The sequence below is a fragment of the Lysinibacillus sp. KCTC 33748 genome (assembly GCF_002237755.1).
GTDB lineage: Bacteria > Bacillota > Bacilli > Bacillales_A > Planococcaceae > Lysinibacillus.
Genome location: NZ_MWSJ01000005.1, coordinates 15,988 through 29,929, shown reverse-complemented (window position 1 = coordinate 29,929; position 13,942 = coordinate 15,988). Strand labels below are relative to the sequence as shown.

General features: G+C 33.8%; 11 protein-coding genes. All 11 read left to right on the top strand.

Features of this window, described 5'->3' with window-relative positions; genetic code table 11:
- Positions 1-3: 3 nt before the first annotated feature.
- The 11 genes from B1B04_RS09260 (at position 4) to B1B04_RS09210 (ending at position 13,942) form a co-directional block, all read left to right on the top strand.
- Entirely contained in the window at positions 4-645 is a 642-nt protein-coding gene (locus B1B04_RS09260; RefSeq protein ID WP_079561195.1) for a phage tail domain-containing protein, read from the top strand.
- A 15-nt stretch (positions 646-660) separates the two neighbouring features.
- Positions 661-4,668, top strand: a complete 4,008-nt coding sequence (locus B1B04_RS09255; RefSeq protein ID WP_170938946.1) for a phage tail spike protein — start codon at positions 661-663, stop codon at positions 4,666-4,668.
- Between the two features lie 11 nt (positions 4,669-4,679).
- On the top strand, positions 4,680-5,144 hold the full coding sequence (locus B1B04_RS26130; RefSeq protein ID WP_240518254.1) for a hypothetical protein: 465 nt from the start codon (positions 4,680-4,682) through the stop codon (positions 5,142-5,144).
- Positions 5,145-5,157: 13 nt separating this feature from the next.
- The gene (locus B1B04_RS09245) at positions 5,158-6,315 is read left to right on the top strand and encodes a hypothetical protein (RefSeq protein WP_079561193.1); all 1,158 of its coding nucleotides are present in this window, start codon (positions 5,158-5,160) and stop codon (positions 6,313-6,315) included.
- A gap of 17 nt (positions 6,316-6,332) precedes the next feature.
- Positions 6,333-7,094, top strand: a complete 762-nt coding sequence (locus B1B04_RS09240) for a hypothetical protein (RefSeq protein WP_079561192.1) — start codon at positions 6,333-6,335, stop codon at positions 7,092-7,094.
- A gap of 126 nt (positions 7,095-7,220) precedes the next feature.
- Positions 7,221-7,817 (top strand): hypothetical protein, encoded by a 597-nt coding sequence (locus B1B04_RS09235; RefSeq protein WP_079561191.1) that lies wholly within the window; start codon positions 7,221-7,223, stop codon positions 7,815-7,817.
- A 92-nt stretch (positions 7,818-7,909) separates the two neighbouring features.
- Positions 7,910-8,353, top strand: coding sequence for a hypothetical protein (locus B1B04_RS09230; protein WP_079561190.1), 444 nt, complete (start codon positions 7,910-7,912; stop codon positions 8,351-8,353).
- A 369-nt stretch (positions 8,354-8,722) separates the two neighbouring features.
- The gene (locus B1B04_RS09225) at positions 8,723-10,120 is read left to right on the top strand and encodes a hypothetical protein (RefSeq protein WP_079561189.1); all 1,398 of its coding nucleotides are present in this window, start codon (positions 8,723-8,725) and stop codon (positions 10,118-10,120) included.
- Positions 10,121-11,287, top strand: coding sequence for a discoidin domain-containing protein (locus B1B04_RS09220; protein WP_079561188.1), 1,167 nt, complete (start codon positions 10,121-10,123; stop codon positions 11,285-11,287).
- Positions 11,288-11,489: 202 nt separating this feature from the next.
- Positions 11,490-12,746, top strand: a complete 1,257-nt coding sequence (locus B1B04_RS09215; RefSeq protein WP_079561187.1) for a hypothetical protein — start codon at positions 11,490-11,492, stop codon at positions 12,744-12,746.
- Entirely contained in the window at positions 12,746-13,942 is a 1,197-nt protein-coding gene (locus B1B04_RS09210) for a discoidin domain-containing protein (RefSeq protein ID WP_079561186.1), read from the top strand. The genes B1B04_RS09215 and B1B04_RS09210 overlap by 1 nt, the downstream gene beginning before the upstream one ends.

Sequence of the window (13,942 nt, the reverse complement as noted above, 5' to 3'; positions counted from 1 at the left end):
ATTATGACTACTTGGTCAAGATTAAGCGTTCCTAGAGGGGTCTATACTTCCCCTACCTTCTTTATCTCAAATAACTTAGATAGATATATTGCAAACATCAAAGAAACATTAATCAACATTCACAACCAAACAGTAGAATACAATTTTAGAGTTTCCTATAATCAGGTTGATTGGACTGATTGGAAGAGATTGTTTATAACTTCTTATGACCTCTTAGATGAATATGTTTTGACAGGATTATATATCCAATTTCAGATAGTCATGGTTGCAGATAATGAAGCTATAAAACCTTATCTACAATCCTTAGAAATTGAATTAAAGCCATATGGATTTATTGAGAACACAGGTGACTTCCCTATTAAACCTAAAATTTGGATGAGAAAGAAAAACGGTAAAGGTGATATTGCAATCATTAACTTTACCACAGGTCAGAGAGTTGAGTTCAAAGACCTTAATAACAATGAAGAAGTTTACATTGATTGTGAGAATGAAGAGATTGTATCAAGCAATCAAGTTAACGGTGTTTACAGGTATGATTCACACAATGATGAATACCTTGAGCTAATTCGAGGAAGCAACTATATCACATCTGAGGGTGATTTTGACCTTGATTTTAGACACAAAGCAATACTACTACAAGAATAATCAGGAGGAATGACAGTGAAGATAGGTGAAATTGATTATAACCTAAAACTACCTAAGAAAAGTCTTTTTCTATGTAAACCAAACAAAGACACTATAGCAAAAATTAATGAAGCCTATGATGTACAATACTACACAAAGTTAAGTACAGTTAATGAGCTATCATTCAAGATTCCAACAATCATTATTAAAGATGAAGTTCCTATGGACAATCCAAATATCGAGCGTATTAAGCACAGATATATTTTTAAATATGTTGTTGGCAACACAACTGAGTATTTTCTTTTCAATGAATCTAACAAAACTTATGGTGATGAAGATTATATTGAATACAGAGCATATTCGCTAGGTGTTCAATTAGGTGACAAAAACATTCGAGAATACGAAAAAATTGGTAACTTAAAAGATGTTGCAGATGGTGTACTTGAAGATGTTTACGGTAGCTTGTTAGAAGTCCCTATTAAGCGTTGGACGATTGGTTATGTTGACAGCTACTTCACTACTTCTGAAACAGCAGAAAGAAAGTATACCGTAAGCTCTATGTCTATTTTAGAAGTCATGTATGACATTGCTACTAAGTGGAATGCTGTCATTAAGTGGAACACTGAGGACTTAAAAATCGAGTTTCACAGAGCTGAGAATGTAGGACTAAACAAAGGATTTTATATTCGAGATGGAAAATACTTAGAAAGCTTTGACTTATCAGTTGATAGTAGCTCAACGGTTACACGCCTAAGAGCCTTTGGTTCAGAAGGATTAACTTTCAGAAAAATAAACCCACTAGGAGAAGACTATATTCAGGACTTCTCTTTTTATATGTACCCATTTGAATATGATAAAGAATTAGAAAAAGTAATTAAAAGCTCAGACTACATGAGTGATAACTTATGTGTTGCTCTAACAAAGTATGAGGACTTAATTAAAAGCTTAGACAGCGACTTTGAAATCATCTCTAAGAAAATAGAGGCACTACAAGATATCCTTACAATCGAGTCTGATAGACTTTCAACAATCACAGTAGAGAGAATGCTATTAGAAGATGAAAGAGATGTTCTTTTAGCTGACTTTCAGACTGATAAAAGCCTTTGGGGTACTGATGGATACAATGACAGAGGTACAAAAGATGGCACAGAAAAACATGCTGAGATAATTGAGAAACTTAGAGCAAAAGAGATTGAAGAATCTAATCAAAAGACAGTTGTTGACAACGCTAGATTTGATGTAGAAGACGCAGAGCGAGAAAAACAAGCTCACTTAGATAAGCTTAAACCATCTGCTAACTTCACTAATGAAGAATGGGCTGAGTTACAAGAATTCATCATTGTCCAAGAATACACAAATGACTCTATCACCCACCCTGAAGCTTTAATGAAAGAAGCTAAGACTGTATTCAAGCAAAACCAAGAGCCAAAAATCAAGCTAACTGTAAGTCTTATTGACTTCCTATCTATTATAGAATGTCAAAATGATTGGGACAAACTAGGCTTAGGTGACAGTATCAGAATACGATACGATAGGCTCAAAGTTAATATCCTAGCAAAAATCATTGAGATTAACTATGACTTTGAGAATTTTGAAATCACATTGACTATTGCTAATGAGAAAGACCTCAAAGATGGTAGTGAATTACTGATGGACTTGCTTAACAAAGCAGACCTCACTTCTACTATTGTTTCAATGGACAAAGATGGTTGGAATCTATCAAAAGAAAACAACGGTAAAATCAATGACCTTATTAATAGTAAGTGGGATTCACTAAAGAATGCTGTACTAGCAGGTTATGACCAACAAATTACTATTTCAGAGCGTGGTATTATCGTAAAGTCACTTGAAGACCCTGATAGTTGGCTAGTTATACAAAATGGTTTCTTGGCTATTACAAATGACCGAGGTAACACATGGAAACACGCTATCTCAAAAGATGGTATTTGGGGAGAATACATTTTCGGTAAACTTATCTCAGGTGTTAACCTGTATATCGAAGATGAATTAGGAGCATGGAAAACTCAAGGCTCACGAACTACTATCTACAATGCAGACGGTAAAGAAGTTATGTGGCTAGGTCTTGTTTCAGATAACCTAAGAGATGAATTTGATAATATAATCCGTCAAGAAGAAGGCGAATGTTTCGGTCTTAAATCATGGAATACTGTCACGAAAGTTGAAGTAACTGACTGTGTTGGTTTTGCAATTTCAAGATGGAAAGATAATGATTGGCAAAAAGTCATGTGGGCTAATACTGATGGCACACTTTATACAAAACATATGGTTGCAGAAGGAATTAAGATAGTCAATGATATTGGCGACCTTATTCTAGATGCAGAGAATAATATCTTTAACATAGCTAAATTAGACAAAATCGTTGCTGATGGAAAATTAACAACTTTAGAAAAGCTACAAATTGTTACAGATTTACACCGCATACATGCTGACTACAAAGCCCTTCTCACTCACGCTGAGAAATACAACAAGAGTGATAGAGACAATCTAACAGACATTAACGGACAGTGGGATGCCCTTAAAGGCAGTTTCCCAACAATTGAGTCAAATATCGAGAGATTTGATACACACCCCCTTATAAACGCTTATACAGCGCTTGTAGACTACCTCATTCAATTCATCCCTATCACAGAAAAAGGTATAGATAGAGATAAGTCATTGGATATAGACCAACAACATCCTCTTATGGAAAAAACAAGTGAAGTTACTGATAGAGGTTATTTCATTCAGGTGTCTAGGGAATACCACGACCAATCACAAAAGCTAAAGCAAGCAATTGAAGACTCAATCTTCTACTCAGGTATTAATATGGGTAAATACTACAACAACCTAATTATGAATGACTTTGGCTTTATTGCTGTTCGTAATGATGGTAGATACAGAGCTTACCTAAATGCTACAAATGGTCTTGCCCTTCAAAAATGGGAAAAAGGAAGATGGGTTAGTAAGCTATTTGCCACTCTAGGCGACCCTATGTGGGAAGATGGTACATTGTTTGCAGAAGGTCTTGTAACAAAGAACCTACGCATTGTAGACGCTCACATGAACGAGAAAATCACCTTTGATTGGTATGATGGAATCACAATTTCCGGTGATAACAACGGTGCTGTAATCTATCTAAATGCCAATGACGCTATTAAAATCGAAGTCGATGGAGATAGAAAGTTTTGGGTTGGTTTGGATGGAAGACTTTATGCAAAAGACATTACTACTCACAACTTAAAAATTGTTGATGGTGACTTAGGTGAGAGAATTGTTTTTGACCATGAAAAAGGTATTTCAATCTATGGCGAAAACGCTGATATATTCTTAAATGCCAATGACGCTATAAGAATTAAAACAAAAAGTGGCGAAGATAGATTTTGGGTTGATACTGATGGCTCACTATTTGCTAAAAAGCTATATATCATGGGTGATGATGATAAAATGATTGAGGATATTGATGGCTCATACATCTCTGACTTAACAGTTAATAGTCTGAAAACACTTGGAAAAGGAAATACAAAACAAGATATTATCCATATTGCTAAAAACTTCATGAGATTTAATACTTTCTTCTCAGGTAGTGAAAAAACAAAGTTAGAGTTCACTTACGAAGGTACAGGCGATACTTCCTTCCCTGTTATGATTTTCGGTTCAGGAAATGGCAGAGGATATGGTAGTGGTTCTGAGCAAGCAAAAGTCTATAAGGACAATAAAAAGTTTGCTATTGAGTATGACGCACCTAATGGAGTTATGACTAAGTTCTACTTCAATGAGTCAGATACAGATGATGCAGGACAAGCAGTTTACTTCGAGTCTAAAGGTGGAGTTCGATTCCACTCTGATAAAAAATTCGTTGCTAAGACTGACCTGTATGAGTTTTTCAGAGTTGTTAAAGGGCAAGATGCTAAAATGCAATTTGGTCAATATTCATGGATTTCTCTTGAAAAGGATAATCTGATGATTCGTTTTGACACTAATAACTACATCAAAATTTCAGCAAGTGGCGTAGAAGTTAAAGGAACTAAGATTAGCTTAAACTAGGAGGATTCTATATGGCAAAGATAGCACTCAAAGACGCAACAATATCTGATACTACTGCATCTAACCATATTATTTATAAGGTGCTTGAGCAAGTAGACACAGGTGGAGGATATTATGACCAATGGGGTGATTATGTACCAACCTACCCTATCAATGATTGGGTTCAATATCCAACATCTGCAACAGTAAAGGGGAAAGCAGTATCGACAGTATCAAACGTAACGATTGAAGGTAAAGCTCCAATTGTCCAAGGTGACAAAACCACAGAGAATGACTCATATTCGCTACCTAGCGGTGGCGTATATGTTAGTGGTTCTCACACTAATGCTCAAGGCTCAGTAACAGTTGGCAATAGTAACAATGTATTTATTAATGGTAAGTCTGTTGCTACTGACAACTCTACTGTTACTACACATGCAGGAACTAGTTCTAAGATTAATGGTGGAGCTAGTTCTACTGTAACAATAGGTTCATAAAGAAGGTGAGAATTTGGCAGTAACAAAACAACCAATAAATTATTTAGAATTTAATAATCCTATTCATATAGTTTGGCGTAAAGGAACACCTAGCGACCCATTTGTTGATAGATTAGACATTACTCGTGTAGTTAATCAACGTGTGGCTCTATTAGAGATTCCTGATGAACTATATCGAGTAAGGATTGCAAACATGTTTGAAGTAAACTATGAAAAGTTTATTAAGAGCAGTCTAGGAAAAAATGAGTTTTATTGTGACTATACAAATGGTTTCATCTACTTTAATGCTGATAGAGAAGCTGAAACAATTTCTATCATGTATAAAGGTAGAGGCGTTATTCTGTACCCTTCCAATAGGATTATTCACTACGATGGCACAGATAGCACAGAAACACTATTTAAAATCATTGAGGAAGCTAAAACTCAGGTTCAGGAGTTAATCGGTCAAACTGCTAATTTTGAAGAAGTTTTAGATAATATGATTGTCGCTACAAACCTAACAAAAGAAGCTACTGATATTGTTCTTGAAACAAATGATAAAGCTCTACAACACATTGAGCTTATCAAAGATGCCTATGAAACTACTGTATTAATCTATCAACCTTTTGTACAAACACAGGCTGATATAGCGAAGAAGTATCCTAACCCACATGTTGGTTGGACTGTTCAAGTTTATGACACAGGTATTCGTTATCGTTGGAATGGTAAGGATTGGATCCCGATAGATTCTTTAGGCGGTAACGTTCCAAATGCTACAGAAAAATATGATGGTCTTATGTCAAAAGAACATTATGTTAAAATGGAAGGCATTAGTTCTGAAACAGATTACAGAACTATTGTTTTCATTTGTCCTCAAGAAGTTCTACAAGGTGTTCAAGACCCTCATGTAGTATTCCCTCATAATGGAGAAATCTTAGATATTGAAGCATTTGTCTCAAAAAAAGGAACTGTTGATACAGTAATAGACGTCGAAATTTCTAAAGATTTCGTCAATTGGTCTACTATTATCAATAGCCCTGTAAACATCAAAGCAGGAAATCACAAAGATAGTAGACTACACAAGTTAACAAAATCAAAAGTTAACAAAAATGATATTTTCAGGTTGAATGTGACTACTTTTGATAATGACACATACAACCTGACAGTAAATATAAAGATTAAAATTAACTAGGAAGAAGGAATTTAATTATGGCATTAGCACCTAGAGTATCATGGTACGAAGGAACAAACGCAAAGGCAAACGAAGTAAAAAGCACAGTAAACTACGGTACTGTTGACGCTGACTCTGCGTCAGCAACTAAGGTCTTCTACATTTGGAATAATCGTGGAGAAACAGAAGATTGCTCTAAAATGGAAGAAGTAGTTTTCACAACTCGTGACCGCAAAGGTGGAGATGGTACTTCAACAGGTAATATCGTTGAAGCCGTTAAAGACAACTGGTTCAAAGTTCGTGTAGATAGTTTAGGAGAAACAGGAGCAAATGCATTCGTTCCTGTTGGTAAAGGTGGCGTAGGAACACCTAACCCTAGTGGTACGAAAGATTTAGGTACAACAGGTACTACTACAAACGTGAACGCTTCTACTGCTCAAGTTTGGTCTGCTAAAAAAACATTAACATTAGATACTTACGTTCAACCAACCAAAGCAAATGACTTTATTTACAAAGTAACAAAAGCAGGAGAAACAGATGGCACAGAGCCTTCATCATGGGTAACTGTTGAAGGAAATCCTGTATTTGATGGTACTGTAGAATATGTAGCTATCAAAATTGAAAAAACACCTAATGCTAAAGAGATATTAGGTTTTGCTAACAACACTGATGTTAACGGAACAAATGCTCACCTAGCAGGCGGTAACTTTGTTAAGATTTCTGTGTACGCAGATGTACCTATCACAGCGTCAGCAGGTAAAAACCTGTTAATGCAACGTGTTTCATACCGTTATGTGTAAAAGTAAGATAATGATATTTAAGAAATAAAACATTGATTTTATAGGGTAAGGGTCTTTCTCCCCTACCCTATTTTTATGTAATTTATAAAAGAAAAATACTTCAATGCAATGAAGGAGATTGATAAAATGTTCGCAAACGCAAGAAGCAATCAAGCAATCGGTATTCCATTTAACTGGAACGCTGATTATGCAAACGGTAAAAATTATGCAGAGTATGACCTACTTACGCATAAGAAAAACGATTTTTATTTAATTCAGAAAAATCAGGTCATTCGTTTTGGTTTGTTTGGTCAAGGAATGAAACTGTTTTTTGAAATGTGTGATGGTTCTTTCAACCTAAACGGTAGAAGAATTGAAATTGAATACATTGATGAAAATTCAGAGGTTTATCATTTAACAACAAACTTCGAGGACAAAGACCTTATAACATATAAAGAAGCCTACGCTGACTACAATAACGTTCAAGGTATTCAGAAATCAAATATTAAGTCAATTAATTTTGGCTATAAAACAACTTACAAGAAAGATGATACTCAATTTTTCTTTCAATCTGTTGTTTCACTTCCTTTAGAAAATGAAAGTCCTTTTATTGAGCTCAAGTTAACTTCCAATAAATCAATGAATGGTCATTTAGTATTCAAATCAAGAGGGATTGAAATAGAACGCTTCTATGCCCCTTTAGAAGCAAATAGAACAGGTCAGATTAATTGGACAATAAAATAACTCACTAAGATAGGAAAATACTCATATGGCTCTTATAAGTGGTAATACAGAGAAGAAAGAAATAGGTCTATCCATTGGTGTTTCAGGAACTCATGATAAAACAAAAATCAATAAAAGAGCTAGTTGATGTTGATGGTCAAGGAAGACCTATTTATGTTGAGCAAGGCTCTTGGACTTCTGATGTAATTGATTTAGGAGAAATTTTTCAGGATTTTGAAAAATTATTTGCAGAAAACAAAGTGAACGGTGGAAGCTCATTCGCAGTATTAACAAGAGTGTCAGACAACGGTAGCGATTGGTCTGACTGGATTGCTATTGCGGAAGATGGAGCTATCCAATCTGAAACTAAGCAGTATATTCAAGTGAGAATTGATTTATTTGCAGGGTTTGTAACAGATGAATTTTTTATTGCAAAAAGCGATTTTGAGAAAAATAATTTTGTTGAACATAGAAAAATTGCTGATGGTAGCTCTATACCCCCCTACTTTAACATCGAATACATATTCTCCACAAGGTTTTGCTTTTGTTCTCAATGAGTTTAGCTCAAGCTACCCTGCTTGGAGAGCCTTTGATAACTCAGATTCAGGGTATTATAATGCAAAAACAAAAGTAGGATTTTTAGGATTCTATTTCAGAAGCAAAGCAAAAATTTATAGGTATAGAGTGAGAAGTGCATATACTATAGATACCTCCCCTAAGAGTTGGATGCGCTTTTTGAAGTGCCGCTTTCTTTGGTAGGAGCTGTGTATTAGCCTGCTCGACTGCCTCCAGCTGTTGACATGCTGTTTGAAGAGAAGATTTCTCTTGCATGACAATGAATGATACATGGTCAGATACAGGAAGTCTTCATAGAAAGAAGATTACTCGTAATGATTGGGTGAAGATTGATATTAGAGGTGAAATAAATGACAATAGACATCTATATTGATGCTTTAAAAGGAAATGACTCTCAAGGAAATGGAAGTTCGAGCAATCCATATAAAACATTAGAATATTTCTGTAATAATATAGCAATTAAAAATAATGGAGATTATACTGTTTATCTCAAAAAAGGCACGTATGAAATTACTAGCAATAATATATTTGGTCAATTTGTGAGTGGAAGTCTAACTTTTGTTGGACTAGGAAAAAAAACAGAGATACTACAGAAAACAGGAATGTATATTAACACTGTTGGAGGGCACGCTAATTTCACATTAAACATCACAAAATGTCGATATAATATTCTAACAGATTTAACTAGTCATAATTTAATGGGATTTAATTGGAGTTGGAATTTTTATAATGTTCTATTTGAATATACCCCAAACAATTCATATTCTGTTTTTTCTTCCGCTACCTCTATGACAATAAGAAATTGTGTCAAACTAACAAGCACAACAAGTTTTCTAAGAAAAAACTCTTCAACTATCTCTGTTTACGATTCAATGGGCTATTTCACAAGTGGATATTCCACAAGTCAGTCAGATTGGGATAAAGGTGGAAACACTATTGGTTCTATTAGTGATTATGAGCGAATTCTTAAAAAAGGGTTATATAAATGGGAAACCGATAAAACTCTTATTTTACATGATAGTAAGTATAAGAAATATAATGGATATATCCCTTCTGTCCCTCCTAGCGTTAGTAAAAATACAATTATTCCTGCTATGACTTCCAATACTAGCCCAACTGGTGAAGCATTTTCAAATAAAAATCCTGAAAGTGCTTTTCGCCTTTTTGATGGAAATTACTCTTCTGCATATCCTATGAGCTATAGACAGCAGGATGCAATTATTGGATACAATTTTATGAAAGAAGTAAAGATAGTTAAATATGGTATAATCTGCGCTAAATACTATGGTCTTTCTGCATGGAAGTTTGAAGGCTCAAGTGATGGTGTAAATTGGACAACATTGGACTCTCAAACAGGTCAAAGTTGGAATGAAGGTGGAGAGAAAATTTATACAATAACTTCCGCTAACTATTATGAGAGGTATAGAATTAATTTTTCAAAAACTCAAAATTTCGAAAGCACCTCTTTCTATGAGTTGAAAATGTATGAGTATATTGAAGAAATACCATCTATCCCATATTATTGGTCTACAGTTTCCTCTACGCTACCAAACTCTACAGAATTTATAGAAAAGGGAATGGACAACCTATCTCCCTTATTTGACCGCACATTAACAACACTAGAGTCTATGGAAATGACCAATAAAAGTGAGATTTTAGGTGCTAGTGGAAATGTGAAAGTATTTAGTAAAACAATTGATTTAAAGAAATATTTTGATATAAAAAAAGTGAGAGCTGTGGTGAAATAAATGCCTAGAAAAAATTTACCTACTAACTTTATAGGAGAGGAGATTACATCTGAAAAACTAAAAGTACAAGCTTACAATACTTCATATTGGTATCCAAGTGGTTTATTCAACGATAATTTAGCACCAGAAGGTCAGTATGGTATTGTTTTACTTAGGTACAACTATCATTATTTAGAATTTACAATACCTGATAATTATTTAAGTGCTGATGTGTGGTTCACTGGTGGGTATTATAGTGATTCAGGAGGGGGTTCAGGAGCGCCAACCACATTAAGAAAACAGAATAAAACTACTCAAGAATTCGAAATTATAAGTTCAAATGTTCGAACTACAAATACACCTACTTGGTATAAATACTATGGAAACTTAGAATCAGGGACATATAGGTTATATCCAAATCATGCATATATACAATTTAATGAGATGTTTGTTAGTGGTGTTAAAAAAGAGTTTTATATGCTTCAATCGAATAATAAAACATACTCATTAAATTTAAAAGACACTTTATATTACATAAAAATGACCTCCAACACTGCACCTTCTCCGTTGGTTGCTAGTGCTAGTAGTGTTGCTAATACAAGTAATCTTGCTTGGAAGGCTTTTAATAACTCTAATAGTACAAATGACAGTGGTGATATTTGGGCAAGTTTATTAAATACCACTAATGGTTGGTTACAATTAGACATTGGTGTGAAAACAAAAGTAAATTCTTTCAAAATAACTTCAAGAGCATATACTAACGACATTAACTATACAACATGCTCACCAAAAACTTTTGTAATGCAAGGCTCTGATGATGGTATTAATTATTTCGACATTAGTAGAATATTCAATGAAACAGATTGGAAAGCTAATGAAACTAGATTATTTACACTTAAGTCCCAATATAGCTATAGATATTATAGATTGAAAGTTTTTACAGTTAATGGTGGTTCTTATGTAATGATAGCGAAACTTGAGTTTTGTAATTTAGGTTTCATTAACGAAATACATAGTAGTAGTTTAAATAATTTCATTAAATATGGAACTAATGTATATGATGGTTTACCAATTAATGTGGTAATTAATAATAAAAACTATATTTTACAGGATGAAGTTTCAGAAAATACAGATGGTTTATGGACAACAAAACTTGATAGAAAACCTTTGAGTATAAGTTTTAATTAAAGAAATGAGGTGAAATTAAATAAGCAATATTCAAGAATTAATTAAGTCAGAATATGCAAAAAAGTATGCTACTAATTGGTATAAATTCGATGAAGGTAGTGGTACAGTTTTACATGATAGCAAAGGTACAGTTAATGGTACTATTACAAATGGAGTTTGGAATAGCGATGGTTCTCTAACTTTAAATGGTACAGGTGCTTTTGTGTCTTTTCCTAATAATATTCCAATTGGTGGAAAAAGAAGTATCTATTTAAAATTAAAAGTTAATTCTGTAGTAACCGCAAATACTAATCCTATTCTAGATTGTAGTGGCAATGCAGGAGTTACAAGTAATGGATTCAGATTTTCTGTTGCTGTCGCTGATAATTCTTTTAATTATTCATCTCAATCCAACAAAGGACAGCATCTTACTAGTATTTATACTACACCAACCACATCTGAGAAAGTATTTGATATTCTTATCACTGACTCAGGAAAAGTTGAAAATAATGCTACAAAAATATTCATTGACAATCTAAATACTCCTGTTGTAACAGGAGGTAGATTATTTGAAGATAATTATGTTACTCCTTCCTACGGAATGTTTCTAGGCAGACAGTCTAATGTTGTTGATGGATGGTATTCAAATATCACAGTTTATGAAATGGCTATTTTTAAAGAAGATTTATCAAAAGTTTCTATAGATAAAACATTTATTTTACATGATGGTGAATACAAGAAGTACTTACCACAAAACCATTATATATTTTCTGATAATTTAGTTCCTGTAATGACTTCCAATACTACCCCTAGTGGTATAGCGAAAGCTAGTACAGAACATAGCACATCTCGACAAGCCTATAAACTATTCGATAGATTGACAGGAATAAGTGCAGACAATTGGGCTTCAGTTGGCAGTGTATTAATAGGATGGGTTTTTTATGAATTTACTAAACCTCAAATAGTAAAAAAATATAAACTTATTGGGTTAATAGATAATTCTACGGTTCTAAAAAGGAATCCCAAGAGTTGGAAATTCGAAGGAAGTAATGATGGTTCTACATGGGATATTTTAGATACCAAAACGAATGTTGAGTGGTCAAAAACTGACTATATAAAAGAATTCACGATTTTAGGTAATGATAATGCATATTTAATTTATAGGTTAAATATCTCTCAAGTTAATGGTGCAACAGATAACCTAAGTTTCGATGAATGGGGCATGTATTCAGTTTTAGAAGTTATACCAAAAGGATTAAGTACAGTATCCTCCACTCTCCCAAACTCAGCTCAATTTTTATCAGAAGGAATGGACAACCCATATCCACTATTTGACCGCAGAGTAGAAAAATTAGAGCCTAGATCAATGACAGATAAAAGTGAACTTTTACAGACAGTCGAAGTTGGTAAAGTATTCAGTCAAACAATTAATCTTAAGAAATATTTTGATATAAGAAGTATTAGAACTGAGGTGAGATAATGGCAGTAAGAGAGATAACTTTCAAGTGTACTAAAGCAGGAGCATACTACACTATTGGAGGGGTTAGACTTTACGATAATAATGGCAAAATATACCCTATAAAGTTTTCTTCAAAGAATAGTCTAACTTCTAATAGTTTCTACATTCAGGGAACAGATATTACAGGTACAGTAAGCACAACAAACAGCTATGGAACTTACTATTTTGTTGATTCCCCTTTCGATACTGATAAGTCAATTATTACTAATTATCCTAGTGTTAACTATTGGCTAAGTAGTTCAGCAGACACAATAGAAATATCATTAGATAAGTCTGTTAAAATAAGTAGAATTGATTTTATTCCCTATTGTGGTAATGGTGCAGATAGAGCGCAGAGCGCTATTGAAGCAATAGTAAAAGATGAATCTCAAAACGTGATACTACAAGAAAAATATAGCACTTCAACCTATTCGGTCAATCAGGTCTACTCAGCATTTACACCAAGTTTGTCTAATAGCAAAAATATGCTATTCAGTTCAAATAATAAAACATATTCATTAAAATCAATTGACCCTTGGTACGAAACAAAAATGACATCTGATACTGCACCTTCTCCTTTAGTGGCTAGTGCTAGTAGTATTTGGAGTTCTACTTTTCAGGCATGGAAAGCTTTTAATGGAACAAACAAAGACTCTAGTGATTGTTGGGCAACAGTAGGTGGTACTATTAAAGGTTGGATTCAACTAGATTTCGGTTTTCCTAAAAATTGCAATCAAATAAAACTCACTTCTAGATTTGGAGATACAGCTAATGCTTGCCCAAAGGATTTTACAATAAGTGCGTCAAATGATGGTGTCACTTTTGATGTTATAGCAAATATCACAGGGCAAACAAATTGGCAATTGAATGAAACACGTATCATTCAATTTAGAAATTCTAGTAAATATCGTATATATAGACTAACGGTAATTTCCAATGATGGATATAGTAGCTATAGCGCTATTGGACAATTACAATTTGGGAATAGGAATAACATAATTATTGAATTTCCTAAGTGTTCACAAGAGAATTTTATTAAATATGGTCAAAAAGAGTTACGTCCAAATGAGCCAATAGTTATTAAAAGCTACATTTTACAGGATGAAGTATCTAGAAATGATGAAGGTCTTTACACAACCAAACTAGATAGGAAACCACTCAGCATTAGTTTTAAATAG